Annotated in this window: 12 protein-coding genes; 5 read left to right on the top strand and 7 right to left on the bottom strand. The window is 73.8% G+C overall.

Annotated features, from left to right (window positions below; all coding sequences use genetic code 11):
- Positions 1–314: 314 nt before the first annotated feature.
- The 4 genes from AC27LF_RS32910 to AC27LF_RS32895 form a co-directional block, all read right to left on the bottom strand.
- The gene (locus AC27LF_RS32910) at positions 315–1,634 is read right to left on the bottom strand and encodes a PrsW family intramembrane metalloprotease (RefSeq protein ID WP_479660114.1); all 1,320 of its coding nucleotides are present in this window, start codon (positions 1,632–1,634) and stop codon (positions 315–317) included.
- Positions 1,635–1,685: 51 nt separating this feature from the next.
- Positions 1,686–2,552 (bottom strand): tRNA (guanosine(46)-N7)-methyltransferase TrmB, encoded by an 867-nt coding sequence (trmB, locus tag AC27LF_RS32905; RefSeq protein ID WP_479660115.1) that lies wholly within the window; start codon positions 2,550–2,552, stop codon positions 1,686–1,688.
- 234 nt (positions 2,553–2,786) lie between these two features.
- On the bottom strand, positions 2,787–4,028 hold the full coding sequence (gene lhgO, locus AC27LF_RS32900; protein WP_479660116.1) for an L-2-hydroxyglutarate oxidase: 1,242 nt from the start codon (positions 4,026–4,028) through the stop codon (positions 2,787–2,789).
- A 118-nt stretch (positions 4,029–4,146) separates the two neighbouring features.
- Positions 4,147–5,571, bottom strand: coding sequence for an NsdA family TPR-like regulatory protein (locus AC27LF_RS32895; RefSeq protein WP_479660117.1), 1,425 nt, complete (start codon positions 5,569–5,571; stop codon positions 4,147–4,149).
- A gap of 705 nt (positions 5,572–6,276) precedes the next feature.
- Here AC27LF_RS32895 and AC27LF_RS32890 point away from each other — a divergent pair.
- Positions 6,277–8,358 carry an asparagine synthase-related protein gene (locus tag AC27LF_RS32890; RefSeq protein ID WP_479660118.1) on the top strand — a complete coding sequence of 694 codons (2,082 nt, stop codon included), beginning with the start codon at positions 6,277–6,279 and terminating at the stop codon, positions 8,356–8,358.
- A 697-nt stretch (positions 8,359–9,055) separates the two neighbouring features.
- Positions 9,056–12,373, top strand: coding sequence for an AfsR/SARP family transcriptional regulator (locus tag AC27LF_RS32885; protein WP_479660119.1), 3,318 nt, complete (start codon positions 9,056–9,058; stop codon positions 12,371–12,373).
- Here AC27LF_RS32885 and AC27LF_RS32880 read toward each other — a convergent pair.
- The gene (locus AC27LF_RS32880) at positions 12,360–14,480 is read right to left on the bottom strand and encodes a sigma-70 family RNA polymerase sigma factor (protein ID WP_479660120.1); all 2,121 of its coding nucleotides are present in this window, start codon (positions 14,478–14,480) and stop codon (positions 12,360–12,362) included. The two genes, AC27LF_RS32885 and AC27LF_RS32880, sit on opposite strands and share 14 nt — an antisense overlap.
- A 238-nt stretch (positions 14,481–14,718) precedes the next feature.
- Complete coding sequence (locus AC27LF_RS32875) at positions 14,719–15,474, bottom strand: TetR/AcrR family transcriptional regulator (RefSeq protein WP_479660121.1); 756 nt, start codon at positions 15,472–15,474, stop codon at positions 14,719–14,721.
- 377 nt (positions 15,475–15,851) lie between these two features.
- Between AC27LF_RS32875 and AC27LF_RS32870 the strand changes: the two genes are divergently transcribed.
- Positions 15,852–17,231 (top strand): NAD(P)/FAD-dependent oxidoreductase, encoded by a 1,380-nt coding sequence (locus tag AC27LF_RS32870; RefSeq protein ID WP_479660122.1) that lies wholly within the window; start codon positions 15,852–15,854, stop codon positions 17,229–17,231.
- 133 nt (positions 17,232–17,364) lie between these two features.
- A complete protein-coding gene (locus AC27LF_RS32865) occupies positions 17,365–19,008 on the top strand; it encodes an ATP-binding SpoIIE family protein phosphatase (protein ID WP_479660123.1) in 1,644 nt (547 codons plus the stop codon).
- A 54-nt stretch (positions 19,009–19,062) separates the two neighbouring features.
- Here AC27LF_RS32865 and AC27LF_RS32860 read toward each other — a convergent pair whose 3' ends face one another.
- Positions 19,063–20,361, bottom strand: coding sequence for an MFS transporter (locus AC27LF_RS32860; RefSeq protein WP_479660125.1), 1,299 nt, complete (start codon positions 20,359–20,361; stop codon positions 19,063–19,065).
- 142 nt (positions 20,362–20,503) lie between these two features.
- On the opposite strand from AC27LF_RS32860, the gene AC27LF_RS32855 reads away from it, so the two are divergent.
- A complete protein-coding gene (locus tag AC27LF_RS32855) occupies positions 20,504–21,070 on the top strand; it encodes a MarR family winged helix-turn-helix transcriptional regulator (RefSeq protein ID WP_479660124.1) in 567 nt (188 codons plus the stop codon).
- The last annotated feature ends 389 nt before the right edge of the window (positions 21,071–21,459 follow it).

The following is a 21,459-nucleotide window of genomic DNA, read 5'->3' as shown; positions in this document are numbered from 1 at the left end:
TGCGGCGCCTCATCGACCCCCGGGACGGCACCCGCCAGGGGCGCGGGGAACTGCGCGACCGGCCACCACGCTCCCGCACCCGACCGACAACCTGCCGCTCCCGCGGAGCGGCATGCGGCGCCCGCGGTTTGTCTGTGCGGGTGGCAGGCCGGTGGTGGTGTGCGGGAGCGTCGTGGTTGTTCGCGCAGTTCCCCGCACCGGGCTCGGACCCTGGGCCCCTGGGATGCGCAGGGGGGTGCTCGGGGGCCCCGTGTGCGCCCCCTGGCGGCGTTCCGGGGGCTTCGCGGTGGGGTGGCTCAGGTCCGCGTCCAGGGTCATGACCGGTAAGGGTTGTACGTCGGGTACGGCACCGTCGGATGGGCAGGGTGCGGCACCGAGTAGCCGTACGGCGTCGGTGCGCCGGGACCCGGCCATGTCGGCGCGTTCGACCGGGCCGCGTACTCCAGGGCCGGCCGGGCCACCTCCCGCCGCTGCCACAATTCGGCCAGCAACTCCCGCTCCCGTACGACGAAGTCCGCGCCCGCCCGCCCCCGCCGGCCGCGCTGCCGCAGGAACGCAAGCGACGTCGCGTACGCCTCGTACTGGGCCACCGCCCGCGCCGCCCGCTTGCCGAGGTGGTGACCGGCGTAGTCCCGGGCCAGCCGCCGTGCCCCCATCGAGCCCAGCGCGAACGGCTCCGCGGGCCCCAGCCAGCCCGCGAACACATACGCCGGCAACTCCTCGCGCACCATCCGCAGCTCACGCTGCCGCGTCCAGATCGCCAGCCAGGTCAGCAGCCCGAACGCGGGCACCATGAACGCCCCGTACACCGCGAAGAACCCGTACTCGCCGAAGGTGGACGAGCCGTTCCAGAACGCGTGCATGCCCATCGCCAGCAGCAGCCCGCACAGCGGCAGCAGGACCCGCCGCGCGGGCCCGCGGTCCGCGGCGCGCGCGGCGATACCGAAGCCGATGCCGGTCAGAACGGTGAAGAGGGGGTGCGCGAACGGGGACATGATGACGCGCACGAAGAAGGTGGCGGCGGTGACGGAGGCGATGCCGCGGTCGCCGGTGAGCTGGTCCGTGCCGAAGGCCGTACCGAGGTAGAGGATGTTCTCGGTGAAGGCGAACCCGGTGGCGGTGACCCCCGCTATCACCACCCCGTCGACGATCCCGGTGAAGTCCCGCCGGCGGAAGAGGAAGACCAGGAGGACCGCCGCGGCCTTGGCGGTCTCCTCCACGACGGGCGCTATCACCGTCGCGCCGAGGGTGTCCGCGCTGGTCGGATCCGCCGTCGCCGTGGCTATCCAGCGCGTGGCGAAGCTGTTGGCGACGATGGCTATCAGCGCGGCCGCGCACGCACCCCAGGCGAACGCGAACAGCAGATTGCGCCATGGTCCGGGCTCGACCCGGTCGAGCCACCGGAAGGCGGCCAGGAGCAGCGGCACCGGCAGCACGGCGAGCCCCAGGCCGACCAGGAACCCCTCCGTGCCGGTCTGCTCGCGCACCAGCGCCAGGATGACCAGCCCGGAGACCGCGAGCAGGATGATCAGCGCTCCGTAGCGCACCCATCCGCGCTGCCACCAGCGCACGGCCCGAAACGGGCGGTCACCCGCGTCGGCGGGGTACGTCGGGTACGGGGAGGAGGTGGCCACGGCATCGACCCTAACGATCACCTGACGATGGATCCGGTGGGGGAACCGCTGTCATCGCCGTTCTCGCTGCTGCCCCCGGTGCGGTACGCGGCGAAAGAGCAGATCGTTCACGACATGACCCTTGTCCAGTCCCTGGGCCTCGAAACGGGTCAGCGGCCGGAACCCGGGACGCGGCGCGAAACCGCCGTCCGGCCGGGTGTTCTCGAAGTCGGGGTGCGCGGTCAGCACGTCCAGCATCTGCCCGGCGTACGGCTCCCAGTCCGTCGCGCAGTGCACGAGCGCACCGGGCCTGAGCCGGGAGGCGGCCAGCGTGAGGAACTCCGGCTGGATCAGCCGGCGCTTGTGGTGCCGCTTCTTGGGCCAGGGGTCGGGGAAATAGACGCGCAGCCCGTCGAGCGAGTCGGGGCGCAGCATCTCGCGGAGCAGGATGATGGCGTCCCCGTTCGCCACCCGGAGGTTGGACAGCCCCATGCGGTCGGCGAGATTGAGCAGGTTGCCCTGTCCCGGGGTGTGCACGTCGACGGCGAGGATGTTGACCTCGGGGTCCGCGGCGGCCATCTGCGCGGTGGCCTCGCCCATGCCGAAGCCGATCTCCAGCACGACGGGCCGTTCGTTGCCGAACAGCTCCTGAAGGTCGACGGTCCGCTGTCCGTCGATGTCCAGGCCCCACTTGGGCCACAGCCGCTGCAACGCGTCCGCCTGCCCCGTGGTCACCCGGCTGCGGCGCGGCTGGAAGCTCCGGATCCGCCGCTCGAAGTGCGAGCCGGCGGGGTCGGCCCGGGGGCCGTCCGGGAACCGCGGCTCACCCTTGGCCCGGGTGTGCCGGATGGAGACGCCTGGGGCATGCGGGTGCGGCAGCTCACCCGGGGTGGCCGGGTGGACGCCGGGGGTCTCGGGTGTGTTCACGGAGTCAGCCACAGTGACTAGATTTTAAGCGCTCCCCAACAAACCAAACGGCCCCCCGACCCCGACACCGCCCCACACAGCCCCTCACAAAACCGCTTCCCTGGTTGCTCCGGGGCTTCCTCGACCGCTCTCCGTCCGTCCTGGCTGCCCCGGGCCTTCTCGGTCGCCGGGGCCTTCCCGGGCGGGCTGGGGGGTTCGGGGTTTCCTCGGTCGTCCGGTGTCGCGGTGGAGGGGTGGCCCGGGGTTTCACAGGGCGTCGAGCGCGGTCAGCGCTCTGCGGGCCACCTCTCTTCCGATCGGCAGGCAGGCCGTGGCGGCGGGCGAGGGCGCGTTCAGCACATGGATCGCCCGCGGCCCCTCGCGGAGCAGGAAGTCGTCCGCCAGCGTCCCGTCCCGCAGCAGCGCCTGCGCCCGCACCCCCGCGGCGGCCCGCACCAGGTCGTCCCGCGTCACGGCCGGCAGCAGTCTGCGCACCTCCGTGGCGAACGCCCGCTTCGACAGGGAGCGGCGGAACTCCCCGGCCCCGTACCGCCAGTGTCTGCGGGCCATGTGCCAGGTGCCGGGCCAGGCCAGCGTCCCGGCCACCTCGCGCGGCCGTACGGTCCCCCAGCCGTACCCCTCCCGGGCCAGCGCCGGGACCGCGTTGGGGCCGATGTGGACGCCGGAGTCGATCCCGCGGGTGAGATGCACCCCGAGGAACGGGAACGCCGGGTTCGGCACCGGATACACCAGACCACGCACCAGCTCGGGCCGCGCCAGCTCGTAGTACTCCCCCCGGAACGGTACGATCCGCATCCCGGGCTCGTCCCCGGTCAGCCGCGCCACCTCGTCGCAGTGCAGCCCGGCGCAGTTCACCAGCACCCGCCCCCGTACGACGCTCCCGGCGGCTGTCAGCACCGCGACACCGCGCTCCGGGCGGCGGTCCACCCGCACGACCCGCGCCCCGTACCGGATCTCCGCCCCCGACGCCCGGGCCAGCTGCCGGGCGACCCCGACGAAGTCGCACACCCCCGTGGTCCCGACGTGTATGGCCGCGAGCCCCCGCACCTCCGGCTCGTACTCCGCGATCTGCGCGGGGCCCAGCTCCCGCACCGGGATGCCGTTCTCCCGGCCGCGCTGCACCAGCGCGTGCAGCCGGGGCAGCTCGGCCCGCTCCGTGGCGACGATCAGCTTGCCGGTGACGGCGTGGGCGATGCCGTACTCCGCGCAGAACTTCACCAGCTCGGCCGCGCCCCGCACCGCGTACCGCGCCTTGAGCGAGCCGGGGCGGTAGTAGATCCCGCTGTGGATGACCCCGCTGTTGCGGCCCGTCTGGTGCCGGGCCGGTCCCGGCTCCTTCTCCAGCACCGTCACCCGGGTGCCGGGCGCGGCACGCGTGATCGCATACGCCGTCGACAGACCGACGATGCCGCCGCCGATCACCAGCACGTCGCAGTCGTACGCGCTTGCCGCCCGCACCCGCACCACCTCCCGCTTCCGATAGTGCACTGCGCCACTGTCAGTGACTTCAAACGCGGGTCGGACAGGAGACCCGACGGCCCCGGAGACCCGCGCGAGAACCGCTCACGGGCGGCGCCCCAGCCCCGGCCGGCGCATTCGGCGGTCCCTACGCGGGAGCCATCAGCAACGGCCGCGCCCTCTCCCGCAGCTCGACGACCCGTGGCTCGTCCCCGTACGGCTCCAGGCGGTGCAACAGGTCCTTCACGTACTCCGTCGTGCGCGCGGAGGAGATCCGCCCGGCGACCTCGACCGCCCGCACCCCCTGCTCGCACGCCGCGTCCAGATTGCCCGATTCCAGTTCGGCGACCGCGGAGACCACGAGCCTGAGGCCGTGCGAGCGCACGAACTCCTCCGTCGGCCTCGACAGCGCCTGCTCGGTGAAGCGGCGGACCTGGCGCGGTGCCTTCAGGTCGCGGTAGCACTCGGCGGCGTCGGCGGCGAACCGGTCGTAGGAGTAGAAGCCGAGCCAGGACGGGTCGTTGTCGCCCTCCCGGGACCGCTCCAGCCAGCCCTCGGCCGCCTTCAGGGCCGCGCCGGCGGCCTGCGCGTCACCGGCGCGCGCGTGCGCGCGTGCCTCGACCAGACGGAAGAAGCTCATGGTGCGGGCGGTGGCCAGGCCCCGGTTGCGCTCCAGGGCGGCCTGCGCGAGGTCGACGCCCTCGTCGCCGAAGCCCCGGTAGGTCGCCTGGAGGGACATGGAGGCCAGCACGTACCCCCCGAGGGGGACGTCGGCCGCCGCGCGCGCGAGCCGCAGCGCCTGGATGTAGTAGCGCTGCGCGGCCTCCTGTTGCCCGGTGTCGAACGCCATCCAGCCCGCGAGCCGGGTCAGTTCGGCGGAGGCGCCGAACAGGGCGCGGCCGACCTCGTCGGAGTACGAGCCGAGCAGCAGCGGAGCCGCCTCCACCCGCAAGCATTCCGGCACCATGGACGAACGCCAGTCGCCGCCTCCGTACTTGGAGTCCCAGCGCCTGGCGTCCTCCGCGGCCTCCCGCAGCTTCTGCACATCACTATGGCCGACTTTGATCGGTGCCCCGGAGCCCTCGGACGGGTTCGCCTCACGCGCCACCGAACTGTCGGCGGGGGTTATCAGCCAGCGTGAGGCGGGCGTCGCGTAGGCGCTCACCGCGAAGGACCCGGCCAGCGACTGCCAGATGCCGCCGGAGCCGGCCCGGCGCCCGGCGAGGTCGAGACGGTACAGTTCCGTCGCCGACTTCACCGCCTGGGCGACGTCCCTGGGGAAGGCGAGGCCCACTTCGGGGGCGGGATCCGCGTCCGCCAGGCCGATCTCGTGGAGCGGCACGGGGCGGCCGAGCTTCTGGCCGATGGCGGCCGCGATCAGGTGCGGGGCGGCTCCTTGCGGCACCATCCCCTTCGACACCCAGCGCGCCACCGACGTCTTGTCGTAGCGAAGAGTCAACCCGCGTTGGGCGCCAAGGTCGTTGACGCGTCGCGCGAGTCCTGCGTTGCTGATTCCCGCGAGGGCGAGAACGGCGCCGAGCTTTTCGTTCGGCCCGCGTTGCTCCCTGGACATGCGCCACCCCTCGACACAGACGGCTGCCGCGCTGGCATAACCACGCGGCATTCGTAAACCCAGCGTAGTTCGCCGCATCCCAAGCGTTAAGGGGCATTGTTCCGGATGGCGGGATTGTGGTCCGTACGGGAGTGCGGGCCCTGTACGCACCGTGCACGGTGTGCCGCGTCGTGCCCCCGCCGTGTGGCCGTGCGCCCGTCCGTGCGCTCTTCTCCGGCCACCCGGAGAGCGGTTCCATGGGCGGTGCGTGGGTCGGCCCGCTGTACTGGATCCAGTGGGCTGGGGGATACCGCCACCTACATCCCCGCGGGTGGCGGACCGGTCCGGGGGGCGATGCCCGCCTCCCGGACCGTACGCTTCACCGTGTCGCCCGTTGCGTTGCGCAGGGCCTGTACGGAGCGTGTGCGCGCCTGTCCCCGCTCCGGTGAATTGGCCGGAAATCGACCCTGCCTCCCGCGGGTGATTACCCCTCCCACCATGGGAGTTGAGGGCGCGAAGGGCGTTTTTTGGGGAGCGTTTGGGGGCGCATTCGCGTCGCAACCTCCGTGCGCCCTCCAGGGGTTCACCTCTTCATAGGCACACGCGCGTGATCGCGTTCCCCCGATCGAAGGCGGTGCCACCCGCCCTCCGGGCCGCGTTGTTCATGGCAGCATGGTGAACCGGTTCGTACGGTGCACTGTTTGTCCACAGCCTGTGGAGGCGGCGATGCGGTGGTTGGTGGGATGGAGCAGCACCACCGCGGGTGCCGTCGGTCCCGGCTCCGCAGGCGCCACCGGATACGACGGCGAGACCGTGCACCCGATCGGCTCCCAACTCCTGTGGGGCGACCCCGATCCGCTGTGGGCGGTCGGCGACTGGCGGCCCGACGAGGTGCGCGTGGTGAGGGCCGACGCGCAGAACCGCATCGCCGTCCTGGGCACCTGCGGAGCCTCCGACGAAGAGCTGCGGCTCGGCCTGTTCACCGCGCGCGGGGGCGCACTGCGCCATCTGACCGCGTGGCCGGGCAGCTACACGGCCGTCGTCCAGGTCGGCCGGCGCATCACCGTCTGCGGCGATCTGGCGGGCGCCCGCCCGGTCTTCCACACCCCGTGGGCGGGCGGCACCGCCTACGCCACCGCCGCCCTGCCCCTCGCCGATCTCATCGAGGCCAACCTCGACTTCGGCCACCTCGCGGCCCTGCTCGCCGCCCCCGACGTACCCGCGGCGCTGCACGACTCGACCCCGTACGAGGGCGTGCGACGCGTTCCGCCGGGGCATGCGCTGATCCTGCGCGCCGGTGCGCGCGAGATCGCCGGATACGAGCCGGTCGCCTCCCTCGCGGTGGCGGCGCCCCCCGCCGACCCGGACAGCGCCGTGGGCGCCGTGCGCGACGCGCTCGTGGAGGCCGTACGCACCCGTCTCGCCGCGCCCCGACACGTACCCGGCATCGACCTCGATCCCGGCCCGGTGCCCGGCATGGGGCCCGCCGAACGGCGCGCCGCGCGCGGGATGCCCGTACCGGGCATCGGCGCCGACCTGTCGGGCGGCCCCGCCTCGGGCACCCTCGCGCTGCTGGCGGCCGGCCTCCCGGGCAGGCCCGGCACGCTCCTCGGCCACGGCACGGGCGCGGGCGAGCGCCTGCTGGCCGTCACCTTCAACGACCTCGCCGTCGGCGGCCGGGAGGCCGAACTGGAACGGGCCGGTACGCTCGCGGCCAACCCGCGCCTGCACCACGTGGTGGTGACCGGCGGGGAGGAACTGCTCCCGTACGCCGACCTGGACGGCCCGCTCACCGACGAACCGGGGCCGTCCCTGGTGTCGGCGGCCCGCCACCGCGTGCGGCTGGCCGCGGGCAGCGCCGACCACTTCACCGGGTACGGCGCCCGCCAGGTCCTCGACGCGCACCCGGCGCGCCTCGCGGACCTGCTCATGGACCGCAAGCGGCGCCACCTGGTGCGCCCGGTCGCCGCGCTGGCCAAGGCGGACGGCTCGGTGCTGGTCCCCGCGCGCGTGTACGGCGCGGCACGGCGGCTGGCGCGGACGCCGTACCGAGCCGGCCTGGAGACGCTTGCCGACCGGCTGCTGCGCCGCCGTTTCGAGGACCCCGGAGGTGCGGTCGGCGCGTCCCTGGCCGCGCTCACCTGGGCCAGACCGGGGCCGGCGGCGCGCTGGCTCACCGGGGAGGCACTGGCTGAAGTATCGGTTCTGCTCCAGGGGGCGGCGAACCGCTCCGGAGTCGGCCCCGGGCAGCGTCCCGGCGACTACCGCGCGCGTGCCGCCCTGGCCCGGCACGCCGCCGACCTGCGCGTCCTGGAACAGGCCGCCGAGGTCCGCTCCCAGCGCCTGCACGCCCCCTTCCTCGACAACCAGGTCGTCCGCGCCTGCCGCGCCCTCCCCGAGGCCCTGCGCGTCCAGCCCGGCGCCCGCGCCGAGATCCTTCGTACGGTCCTGGAAGGCGCTGGCGTCACCGGACTCCCGCCCGGCTGGGGCGCCCCCACCCACGCCTCCGCCGCCGCGGCCCGCACCGGCCTGCGCGTCGCCGCCGACTCGCTGATCTCCCTGTTCACGACGCCGCTGCTCGCGGAGGCCGGCCTGATCGAGGCCCGCGTGGTCCGCAAGGCGCTGCGGGGCGCGGCGGCGGGCGAACCACTGCCCCTGGACGGCCTCGCCGACCTGGTCTCCCTGGAACTGTGGCTGCGCCGCCTGCTGGCCCGCCGCGGCACATGCTGGACCGGCACCCCCGCCCGCGCCCGCGCCGTCCCCTCAGGCATAGCCCCCAGACGAGGAGCCCTGACCCCCGGCACCTGACCCCGGCCCCCTACGCCGGGTACGCACGCTCCCGCTTCCGCCAGGTGACACCGACACCGGTTCCCGCCGGGTGGGTGACACGAGCACAGGTTCCCGCCGGGTGGGTGACACGGGCACAGGTTCCCGCCGGGTGTGGGGTGCGCGCGTTGGTTGCCCCGGGCGGCGGGCGCCGGCACCTGTTGCTGCCGGGTGCGTGGGGCTGACTCCGGTTCCCTCCGGGCCCGTGGGCGCGTACGCGCACCCCGTGCGGCGTCGGTCGCGCGGCACTGAGCTGACTTCGACGCATGGGCGAGCGGCGCTGTGCGGAGTCGGATGCGTGGACGCCGTCGGGACCGCGCCGCGGTCCGCCCCCGCCTCCCGCGGCCCGGCCGCACCGTACGTGCCTGGCGGGCCATACGCGCGTGCGGGCTGCCCTGCCGGGTGCCCCGCCCTTGCCAGATGGGCCGCCGCCACCCGCGGCGGCGGAGCCGCACGCGTGCGTACCGGCGTGTGGCCTGGGGAGCCGCGCGTGTCCGTACGTCGATCGCGGCTGAGCTTCATGCGTCCGGCGGGCTCCGGGGACGGAGCGGCGCGTGTTCGTCCGGGCCGGTGTACCGGTCGGCGTACCGTTCCGGAATCCCGGTGCCGGCCGGGACCGCCCCGCCGGCGTCGGTGAAACTCGCGTGCCGCCGTCGTGGGGCCCGGGGACAATGGCCCGGTGCGGTACGGAATTCTGGGCGTGGCCCAAGCGACGGACGAGGCGGGCGGCACCGTACCCGTCGGCGGCCCCCGCCTCCGCGCGCTTCTCACCGCGCTCGCCCTGCGCCCCGGCCGTGCCGCCACCTCCGAGACCCTGATCGCCGACGTCTGGGCGGACGACCCGCCGCAGGACGCCCCGGCCGCGCTCCAGGCCCTCGTCGGCCGCCTCCGCCGCGCCCTCGGCAGGGACACCGTCGCCGCGGTCCCGGGCGGCTACCGCCTCGAAGCGACCCGCGACGACATCGACCTCTTCGTCTTCGAACGACTGGTGCGCGACGGCACCACCGCCCTGGAATCGGGTGACCCGGCCGCCGCGGAGCGCACCCTCACCAAGGCCCTCGCCCTCTGGCGCGGCCCCGCCCTCGCCGACCTTCCCGACCGCACCGCCGCGACCCGTGCCGAGGCCCGCCACCTGGAGGCGGTCCGGACCCGGGCCGATGCGGCGCTGCGGCTCGGCCGCGCCCACGACGTGCTACCCGAACTGCGCGAACTGACCGCGGCCCACCCGTACGACGAGTCCCTGCACGCCCTTGTGATCCGCGCCCTGCGCGACACCGGCCGCGGCGCCGACGCCCTCGCCGCGTACGAGACGGCCCGCCGCACCCTCGCCGACGGCCTCGGCACCGACCCCGGCCGGGAACTCCGCGAGCTGCACCGGACGTTGCTGACCCAGAACACCCCCACAAACTCCCCGGCCCGGCCCGCGTCCACCGCCCTGCCCCGACCACCCGAGCGCGTCGGCAACATCCGCCCCCGTCTGAATTCCTTCGTCGGCCGGGAACCCGAACTGGATGCCGTTCGTTCCGAATTGCACAGGGCCCGCCTCGTCACCCTCACCGGACCGGGCGGCTCGGGAAAGACCCGTCTCGCCGAGGAAGCCGCCGCCGGGCTCCCGCAGGCATGGCTGGTCGAGCTGGCCCCGCTCGACCGGCCGGAGGCGGTGCCAGGCGCGGTGGTCAGCGCGCTCGGTCTGCGCGAGACCGTGCTCATGACCAACGAGCTGGCGGCCCCGCAGGGCGACCCTGTAGCCCTGCTCGTCGAGTACTGCGCCCCGCGCAGCGAACTCCTGATCCTTGACAACTGCGAACACGTCATCGGCGCGGCCGCCGCCCTCGCCGAGACGCTGCTCACCCGCTGCCCGGGGCTCACGATCCTCGCCACCAGCCGTGAACCCCTGGGCGTCCCCGGTGAGTCGGTGCGCCCGGTCGAGCCCCTCGCCCCCGACCAGGCGCGCCGGCTCTTCGCGGAGCGCGCGACCGCCGTCCGTCCCGACGCGGCCGACGCGCTCCGGGACGAGGCGGCGGTCGCCGAGATCTGCCGGCGCCTCGACGGCCTGCCCCTCGCCATCGAGCTGGCCGCCGCCCGGCTGCGGCTGCTGACGCCCCGCCAGATCGCCGACCGCCTCGACGACCGCTTCCGCCTGCTCACCTCCGGAAGCCGCACGGCCCTGCCCCGCCAGCAGACCCTGCGGGCCGTCGTGGACTGGTCCTGGGATCTGCTGGACGAGCGGGAGCGGACCACGCTGCGCGAGGTGTCGGTGTTCGCCGGCGGCTGGGACCTCGCGGCGGCCGAGGCCGTGTGCACGGGCCCCGCCGCCGATCTGGTCGGGGCGCTCGTCGACAAGTCCCTGATCGTGGCGGCCCCCACCGGCCCGGACGGCACCGGCCCCATGCGGTACCGCATGCTGGAGACCATCCACGAGTACGCCGCCGAGCGCGCCGCCGAGTCCCCCGAGCGGCGCGCTGCGGTCGAGCGGCGGCATCACGCGTGGGTGCGCGCCCTGGTCGAACGGGCCGAGCCGCTGCTGCGCTCGGCCGGGCAACTCCCGTGGATCGACCGCCTGGAGAGCGAGCACGACAACATCCGCGCGGCGCTCGCCCGTGCGGTGCGCGACGGCCGCGAGGAGGACGCCGGGGCGATCGCCCTCGCCGTCGGCTGGTTCTGGTGGCTGCGCAACCACCGCCTGGAGGCGGCGGACTGGGTGCTGCTGGTGCTGCGGCTGGGGGTTGCCCTGGACGCCGTCGCCGACGGCGCTCCGGCCGCCGAACTGTCCCTGCTGGTCGAGCGTGCCGACCCGGTGGGTGCCTTCCTCGCCGACCCCGACGGGGCGGCCCGGCATCCGCGGTACGCCCTGCGCATGGACCTGCGGATGATGTATCTGTTCCTGGTCGCCGAGTCCGGCGCCCCGGACCTCGCGGCGGACGACCGCACCCCCGCCTATGTCGCCCGGGTGCAGGACGCCTTCCGGCACGGCGGCCCCAGGGCGGCCCGAATGCCGGGCCTCACATGGCCGCTGACCGCGTCCCACGTGGACGCCCCGGCAGACGCGCGGACCACGATGGACACGCTGGTGGCCAACTGCCGTGCGTACGGCGGCGACTGGGAGCTGGGCGTCGCCCTGATGCTGCGCACCCACATGGTCGTCGACTCGCCGGGAAACCTGCGCGGCGTCGATGACGACCTGGCGGAGCTGCGGGTCCTCAGCCGTCGCGTGGGCGACCGCTGGATACGCGCCCAGGTGTGCGGCGTGGCCGGGGAGGCGGCCCTGGCCCGGGGCCGGTTCGAGGAGGCCAGAAGCGAGTACGAGGAGGCGCTGCGGCTCGCCCACGAGGTGGGCGCCTGGGCCGAGTCGCCGTTCCTCGTGTCCCGGCTCGCCGAGGTCGCCTACCGCTCCGGTGACCGGGCGCGCGCCCTGGCCGCCCTGGACGAGGCCGAGGAGGGCGCCGAACGGTACGGGGTGGCGGACGCGCGAGCGTTCGCTCTGATGCAGCGGGCGTACATCGCGCTGGACGACGAGGACACCGCCCGCGCCCGCCGGCTGTGCGACGCGGCCCGCGCGGTCCGCGGCACCCCGCCGCCGCAGTTCACCGCGGCGCTGGACGGGCTCAACGCCCAGGTCACCGCCCAGGAATGGGGTCCTGGGCGCGCGCTGCCGCTCGTGGCGGACGCGCTACGGGACGCCGCCGCGCAGGGGTGCGCAGAGACGGTCACCGCGGGCCTCGCGGACATCGGTGCGCAGCTGTTGGCCGCCCTCGGTGATCTGCCGGGCGCGGTCCGGCTGCTCGCCGCAGGCGACCACTGGCGGGCGGGCCGTCCCCGCCCCGTGCCGGAGCGCAGGTGCGCCGAGCAGATCGAGTCCGCCGCCCTGGCGGGTCTGCCTCCGGGCCGCTGCGCGGCCGAGCGCGCCCGAGGCGCGTCCCTGACCGTGGACGACGTCCTGGAGCAGCTGCGGGCGGGGACCCCCGTCACGGGGCCGCCCGCCCCTACCGGCAGGTGAACTTGGAATCCGCCCAGTCCGCCAGCGCCAGGCCGTCCAGGGCGCCGTTGTGCGGTTCGACCACCAGCCGCACGGTCTCGTACCCGGTCAGGTTCACATGCACGGGGACGGCCGGGTCACCGCCCTTGACCAGCCCGGACTTCCACAGCCGCACCCCGTCCGCGTACACGGAGAAGTAGACCTTGCCAAGGCCCAGGGTCAGGTCGTCCACGCCGGCCATCGCGTCGTAGGCCGAGCACGGGCGGTTGAGGTCGATGGTCACGGAGGACCTGCCGTGCACGGTGACGCCGTGCGTGTACCAGTGGTGGTCGATGGACAGTCCGGACCGCTGCCACACCCAGCTGCTGCCGGCCAGCCGCATCTCCGGTTCGGTGCCGTCGCCGGTGATGTCGTAGCGCAGGTCGCTCCACTGGTAGACCGTCGGCGCGGGCGGCGCAGGGGGCGGGGGTGTCGGAGTGGGCGTCGGTGTCGGTGTCGGCGTCGGGGCGCGGGTCGGCGTCGGGGCGGAGGTCGGCGTCGGTCCGGCGGTGCGAGTGGGCCGCGGGGGCTGAGCCGGTGCGGGGTTCGGATCGGGCGTCGGCGACGAGGTGGACCCCGGGGCGGGCGCACCGGGCGGCGCCGGCGTCGGCGTCCGGGCCGGGGTCCGCCCGAGACCGGAGACCGGGTCACTCGGCGCGGGCTTGTCCACGGGTGGTGCCGGTGCCGTCGTCCGCGGGTCCGGCCGCACCACGGACGGGGACGGCGACGCCGGCGGCGTGGCCACGTCCTTGGCCGGCTCGCTGTCGTTCACCAGGGCGAGCGCCACCACGGCGACGGCGACCGCCACCACACCCGCCGCGATACCGGCCTTGATGGCTCCGCCCACCGTCTTCGAGGCCACCGAGCCACCGCCCGAGCCACTGCCCGAGGAGCCACTGCCTGAGGAGCCGCTGCCCGAGGAGCCACTGCCTGAGGAGCCGCTGCCCGAGGAGCCACTGCCTGAGGAGCCGCTGCCCGAGGAGCCACTGCCTGAGGAGCCACTGCTCGACGAGCCGCCGCCCGCCGCCGCGGCCGTGCCCGCCGCGCCCACCCCGGCACCACCGGCGATGAGCCCGAGCGCCTTGCCGTACCCGGCTGCGCCGAACCAGCCGATGACCGCGATCGGGACGACGGCGGGGATGCCGCCCGCCACCTCCTCGATCTGCGCGGCGGCCAGCCGGCACTTGGCGCACTGCTCCAGATGCCTGCGCATCCCCCGCTCGGCGCGCAGGCGCAGCTTGCGCCGGGCGTAGGTGCCGAGCTGGTCGGCGTAGCGGGCGCACTCCTCGTCGCCGGCGAGGGCGGCGCTGACATGGGCCTGGAGGTATGCCTGCTTGAGTCCTTCACGGGCGCGGCTGGCGAGCACGCGCGTGCCGTTGGCGTCCAGCCCGAACAGGGTGGCGACATCGCTCGGCGACTCGTCCTCCACCTCCGTGTGCCACAGCACGGCCTGCCATCGCTCCGGCAGCGAGCGGAACGCCTGCATGGCCATGGACTGCTCGGCCTCGTGCAGAGCCCGCACATCGGCGCCCAGGTCCACGGTGCCGTCGCCGGTCACCTCGGGGGTCCGCGCCGCCTGGGCCGCGAACACCGCGAAGTCGTCGACCAGTTGCTCGCGCCGGGCGGAGTTCGTCCAGTGCGCGGCGACCCGCCGGACGGAGGTGAGCAGATAGGCGCGTACGGCGTGTTCGGGCCCCGAGCCGCCGCGCACCGCCTGGAGCATGCGGGCGAAGACCTCCGCGGTCAGGTCCTCCGCGGTGTGCGCGTCGCGGCAGCAGGTGCGGGCGTAGCGGCGCACCGCGTCGGCGTGCCTGCGGTACAGCTCCTCGTAGGCGTTGTCGTCACCCGAGCGCATCCGCATGATGAGTTCGCCGTCGGCGGGCGGCAGCTCGCGCGGCGGCAGGTCGCCGCCCTCGCGCTGTGCCGGCACAGCACCGTCCACCGGGCCGGCGGGCCCGGGCGGCGGACCGACGGGCCTGGACGGCGGGCCGTCCGCCCGGCCGCCCTGGCTAGGCACCTGCGGCGCGGTCAGCCCCTCCGGCTCCGTGCCCCTGGCACCGCGCGGCTCGTCCCGCCCCTCAACGCTCATCGTGGAAAGCCCCCGAAGCTGGCCCAGCCCGACCCCATCACCGGGTCAGAGTGCCACACTCGTTCATGTTCGGGCCCACCGGTGCGCGGCATCCACTCGTCCGAGCGGACTTGCCGCCCGGCCGTACTGACGTTCGCCCGGCCGGAGAAGACCCGACTGGCCCGCTCCGACCGGCACTTGACCACCCATGAAGCACCCCGCTGGACCGCTTGCCCCCTGGCGTCAGCGGGTGCCGCCCTCACACGGGTCGCGACCGCAGCCCCTCCAGCAGGATGTCCAGCAGCCGCGACGAGGCCGCCGCCTGCTGGGCCGCGTCCGGCAGCGAGGGCGCCGCCGTGGCGATCACCAGCAGCACGTCCGACACCGACACGTCCGGCCGCAGCTCGCCCGCCGCGCGCGCCCGCTCCACGAGCTGGCCCACCACGTCGAGCAGCGCCGCCGCCCCCGCGTCATCGGCGACCGTCTGCTCCTCCGGCACCAGCCGCAGCTCGGCCGCGCCCGGCTGGATCCGCTGCTGCGGCACCCGCGCGGCGTCGGCCCCGAGGCCGGTGTCGGCCGGCACCCCCACCTGCAGCACCTGCGGCGGCAGCAGCCGTCCCGCGCCCGAGGCCACGGACGTGCGCAGGAAGCGCGACAGCGCCGACCACGGCTCGTCCTCCTGCCCGAGCGCCGCCCGCGCCTGATCGGTCAGCCGGGACGTTTCCTCCTCGGCTATCCGCCGGACCAGGACGTCCTTGCTCGGGAAACGCCGGTACACCGTGCCGACACCGACCCGCGCCCGCCGCGCCACGTCCTCCATCGGCGCGCCGTACCCCAGCTCACCGAAGACCTCACGGGCCGCACGCAGCACGTGCTCCAGATTGCGCTGCGCGTCCACCCGCAGCGGCGTCGTCCGCGGCCCCTCGGCGCGTCCGTCACCCGTCGCGGCGCCGACCGGCCCGGCACCGGGCGCGACGGCGGACGCTGACGACCAATGCGTGTCCTGAATATGCATAAGCATTCCCCCGGTTAACGACGTCTCCCCCCGGAGACTCCCCGCCACTGAATCCGAAGTGTTCGGAACGGGCGCCGTGCCACGACCGCGACCGCCCGTCGCGGCCCAACTCGACCACATCCCCTACACCCCGTCGACACGAACATAGTTGAGCGAGAGTCAATTCAGAAGGGGCAGGTTCCGCACGGAGCGCCCCCCGATCGGAGTACGGGGCGCATTCATCCCGATTGCGCACCCCGGCGCCCTCCCGACCGCCCCCGCTGACCTGCCCGCTTGTTCCCCGCGCCGGCGCATGGGCCGCGCGCGGGCGCACAGGATGGCCGGTCACACAAATTGCCGGGGCTGTGGACAAACACCAGCGCCGGGTGCGTCATGGGATGGTGAAGGAACGTGCGCGCATTCTCGTTGTCGGCGGCGGCTACGTCGGGATGTACACGGCCCTGCGTCTGCAACGGAAGCTGAAACGGGAGCTCAGGCAGGGTGACGTGGAGATCACCGTGGTCACGCCCGATCCCTACATGACGTACCAGCCGTTCCTGCCCGAGGCGGCCGCCGGTTCGATCTCCCCCCGGCACGTCGTCGTACCGCTGCGCCGCGTTCTGGACCGGTGCCACGTCATCGTCGGCGAGGTGACCGCGATCGACCACACCAAGCGCACCGCGACCCTCACCACCCTCGCCACCGAAGAGGAGGGCGGCGGCCCCGGCCACCTCGACTACGACGAACTCGTCCTCGCCCCCGGCTCGGTCTCCCGCACCCTGCCCATCCCCGGTCTCGCCGAGCACGGCATCGGCTTCAAGACCGTCGAGGAGGCCATCGGCCTGCGCAACCACGTCATCGAGCAGATGGACATCGCCTCCTCCACCCGCGATCCGGCCATCCGCGACGCCGCCCTCACCTTCGTCTTCGTAGGCGGCGGCTACGCAGGCGTGGAGGCCATCGCCGAACTGGAGGACATGGCCCGCTACGCCGCGCGTTACTACCACAACCTCCGGCCCGAGGACCTGAAGTGGATCCTCGTGGAGGCATCCGACCGCATCCTCCCCGAGGTCGGCCCCGAGATGGGCCGCTACACCGTCGCCGAACTGCGCCGCCGCAACATCCAGGTGCTCCTGGAGACCCGCCTCGAATCCTGCGCCGGCCGCGTCGCCGCACTGAGTGACGGCCAGCGCCTGACGACCCGCACGGTCGTGTGGACCGCGGGCGTCAAACCCCACCCGCTCCTCGTCTCCACCGATCTCCCGCTCACCGGGCGCGGCCGGCTGAAGTGCACCGCCCAGCTGAGCATCGACGGCGCCGACCACGCGTGGGCCGCCGGCGACGCGGCGTCCGTGCCCGACGTCACCGCGTCCGCCCCGGGCGCGGAGACGGCCCCCAACGCCCAGCACGCGGTCCGCCAGGCCAGGCTCATCGGCGACAACATCGTCCACACCCTGCGCGGCGAACCCCTGGAGACGTATGCCCACACATACGTCGGATCCGTCGCCTCCCTCGGCCTGCACAAGGGCGTCGCCCAGATCTACGGGCGCAGGCTGAAGGGCTACCCTGCCTGGTTCATGCACCGCGTCTACCACCTCAGCAGGGTGCCCACCGTCAACCGAAAGGCCCGGGTGCTCGCCGAATGGACCCTCTCCGGGCTCTTCAAACGGGAGATCGTCTCCCTCGGATCGCTCGAACATCCCCGAGCGGAGTTCGAACTCGCGGCCGGTGGAAAGCCTCATTCCGACCCCGCGGACGACCCGAAGGGGTCGAACTGACCGGACCGAGGAACTCCACGGCCCGCCCCGGCGTCTGACGGATGTCGCCGCGGTCCGCAGACACTGCCAGACTGCCCCACGACCTCGGACGGGCACCCGCCCGTCCTTCAGCACCCACGAGGCTTCTTCCCAAGTGAACTTCACGCGCTGGAGCGCCCGGCTCCCCGGAACGCAGCGCCGCGCGGCAGCGCGGACCGAGCACGCGGTCCCCCCGGACCGGCGGGGGGAAGGCTCCGTGCCCGCGGCCCGCGCCGAACAGATGACCGACGGTGCGATCCCCGTGCCCGCCGTCGACGAACTCGTCGCACGCGAGGTCCTGGACCGCGTCCCGGCCCTCGTCGCCCTGGTGCACGGCAGCGACCACCGCATCGCCTACGTCAACGACGCCTACGTAGCGGCCTTCGGGGTACGGTCCCCGGGCGAACCGGCCCGCGAAGCCCTCCCGGAACTGGCCGAACTGGGCCTGCTGCCCCTGCTCGACCAGGTCCTGCGCAGCGGCAAGCCCCGCACCCTCAAGTCCCGCAAGGCCGTCGACGGCCGCTCCTACACCTTCACCTGCACCCCCGCCGCCGAGCACGGCGACGGCGCGGGCGTGCTCGTGTTCGCCACCGACGTCACCGACCACGCCGAGGCCGCCGAACGCCTCCGCGCCAGCGAACGCCGCCAGCGCGAGACCGCGGTGACCCTGCAGCGCTCACTGCTCCCGCAGGAACTGGAGCAACCCGACGACCTGCGCATCGCGGCCACCTACCAGCCCGGCGGCACGGAGGCCGCCGTCGGCGGCGACTGGTACGACGTGATCACCCTGGGCGGCGGCCGCACCGCCCTGGTGATCGGCGACGTGATGGGCCGAGGGGTACGGGCCGCGGCGGTGATGGGCCAGCTGCGCACGGCGGTCCGCGCCTACGCCCGCCTCGATCTGCCCCCGCACGAGGTCCTGCAACTCCTCGACGGCCTCGCCACCGAGATCGACGCCAACCAGATCGCCACATGCGTCTACGCCGTCCACGACCCGAACGAGGGCCGGCTGGTGTACGCCTCGGCCGGACACCTGCCCATCCTGGTCCGCGACGAGAGCGGCACGGTCCTGCGCACCGACGAACCGACCGGCCCCCCGCTCGGCACCGGCGGCTGGATCCACGCCTCCGGCTCGGTCCCGCTGGGCCCCGGCTCCACGGCGGTCCTCTACACGGACGGGCTGGTCGAGCGCCGGGACGAGGACCTGGACGAAGGGATCGCGGCCCTCGAACACGCGCTGGCCGGCGCCACCGGCACCCCCCAGGTGATCTGCGACCGCCTGGTCCGCTCGGCCGGCCTCACCGCCGACCACGACGACGACGTCGCCGTCCTGGTCCTCCAGCACCCCGCGCGCACCGGCGCCGACGGCGAACTCTTCCGCAACGCCGCCCTGGAACTGCTCGGCGGCGTGGAAGCGGCACCACGCGCGCGTGCCTTCGCCTCCGGCGTCCTCACCAGCTGGCGTTTCCCGGCCGACCTGCACGACCTGGGCGTCCTCGCGGCCAGCGAACTGGTCGCCAACTCCCTCCAGCACGGCACCCCGCCCATGCGGCTGCGGCTGCGCCGCACCGACCGCCGCCTCATCGTGGAGGTCACGGACGGCGACGACCACCTCCCCAGGCGCCGCCGCGCGGAACCCGGGGACGAGTCGGGCCGGGGCATCGCCATCGTGGCGACGATCGCCTCCACCTGGGGGTCGCGCAGAACCCCGGGCGGCGGAAAAGCGGTCTGGTGCGAGTTCGTACTGCCCCGCCCCTGAACCCGCCCGCGCCCTTGAACCGCCGTGACCGCCGTCCCGCGGCGGCCACGGTGCTCAGACGCCGGACGGGCTGGAGGACGCCGATTCGCGCGGACCGGCACCCCGGGCCACCACCCGGCTCCGCGCGGCGAGCCACGGCCGGTCCTGCGCCTGCGTGAGCCCCCGCCCGAGCCGCACCGCGAGCACCGTGACCCCCAGCGAGAACAGCAGGAAAGTCACCACGTACGGCGCGTGCAGCGCGGCCCCCATCGGCCCGCCCACCGCCGGCCCGACCGCCAGCGCGAGCTGCTTCACCAGGGCGAAGGCCGAGTTGTACTGCCCGGCCATGCCCTCCGGGGCGAGATCGGCCACCAGCGGCGCGACGGTCGGCGACAGCATCGCCTCACCCAGCCCGAACAGGGCGTACGTCGACACGAAGGCGGCCGTGGCCATCTCCTGGCTGCCGTGACCCAGTCCCGCGTACCCCGCCGCGACCCACGCCACGGCCCAGATCAGCCCGACCGCGGCGATCACCCGGGACCGCCTGCGCCGCTCCACGAACCGCAGCACGGCGAACTGCGCCACCACGATCACCGCCGTGTTCGCGGCCAGCGCCGTGCCCAGCGCGGACGTCGAGATCCCGGCGGCCTCCACCCCGAAGGCGCTCAGCCCCGACTCGAACTGCCCGTAGCAGGCGAAGAACATGACGAAGCCCAGCACGCACAACTGCACCATCGCCCGGTTCCCCAGCAGCTGCTTCCAGCTGCCCCGCGCCGACACCTCAGGCGCCTCGCCGACTTCAGGCGCCTGCGGCATCCGCACCGTCGACAGCACCACGACCAGCAGCAGGAACATCGCCGCCTCGATCGCGAACAGCAGCGTGAAGGAAGACACGCGCGTGGTGTCGACGAGATGACCTCCGATGAGACCGCCGACGCCGAGCCCCAGGTTCTGCAGGAAGAACTGTGTCGCGAACGCCCGCGACCGCGTCTCGGACGTCGAGCAGTCCACGATCATCGTCGCCAGCGACGGCTGCATCACGGCCTGCCCGGCCCCGAGCGCGGTGGCCGCGACCAGCACGGCCGCCGCGTTCGCCGCGAGCCCCAGGCCAAGCGCCCCCGAAGCGGCCGTGACCAGGGCGGCGAGCAGAACCGGCAGCGGGCCGCGCCGCACGATCGCCCGGCCGGCGAACGGCAGCACCAGCAGCGCGGCCACGGCGAAGACGGCGAGGACCATCCCCGCCGTCACGGCACCGAGCCCCCGGACCTGCGCCACATAGACGTACAGATAGGGGACGGTGAAGCCGAGTCCGAACGCGCTGAGCGCGTTGCCCACGTGGATCCGGCGCATCGCTGCGCCCATCGCCCTGGTCACGTTCACCTCTCTCAAGTCGTAAGGAGCCGATCAGCCGAAGCACCCAGCCGTTACAACTGAAGACTTCGAAGATAAATTTCGAAGCTAAAGGCTACACCTTGAAGGACTTCAGACCCAAGCGCCGTCGTGCGATACTGCGGCCATGGGCGACACCTCCGACACCACCGGCGCGGCCATCGGCAGCGAGCCGAGCCTCGAAGAGCAGATCGCCGCCTACCAGCGCGAGTTCCAGGACCTCGACCCCCAGGTCGAGAAGGTCGTCTCGGCCCTGTCCCGCCTCAACCGCCGGATGAACGTCGCCTACGGCCGCCAGACCGCCGCCCTCGGCATCAGCAACGCCGAGTGGGAAGTCCTCAAGGCCCTCGTCCTGTCCGGCGCCCCCTACCGGATGGGTCCCAGCGACCTCGCGAAGCGACTCGGCCTGACGCCGGCCGCGATGACCCACCGCATCGACCGCATGGTGACGGAGGGCCTTGTCACCCGGGAGCGGGACGAGCAGAACCGCGTCCGGGTGATCGTGGAGCTGACCCCCGAGGGCCGCGGGAAGTGGCTGGAGGCCATGCGCCTCGCCTCGGTCTTCGAGGAGGACCTGCTCCAGGACCTGACGACGGAGGAACGCGGGGTGCTGGGCGAGGTGCTGACCCGGCTCCTGCGCAGGGTGGAGCACGCCCAGCCGGACGCCGGCGGACGTCTCAGCGATCTGGACTAAAAGATCTTGACAGGGGGGTGTTGACAGCCCCCTGCCCGCCCCGTAAAGTTCTTCGGGTTGCCGCGGGGACGTCATGGTCCTGCGACGACACCTCCCGCCGCAGCAGCGGCACCCAAACCACAAGCACGATCTCCCGAACGGGTGGATTTCGGCGTGCCCGAATTCCTTATCGACTCGTTTCCCGGGACTCGGCGGTACCGCTCGGACCGAAGGCCCGATTGGGAATCGCCGAGAGGATCCGCTAAGGTTTGGGACGTCGGAACGGCCCAACGGCCGGGAAGACAACCCCCTCTGACGGGGAATCAGGCTCCGAAAGGGTCTGATAGAGTCGGAAACACCGAAGGGAAGCGCCCAGAGGAAAGCCCGAGAGGGTGAGTACGAAGGAAGCG

The sequence above is a fragment of the Streptomyces diversicolor genome, assembly GCF_057537855.1.
The sequence above is the reverse complement of the archived record's forward strand: the minus strand, read 5'-3'. Positions and strand labels throughout refer to the sequence as shown.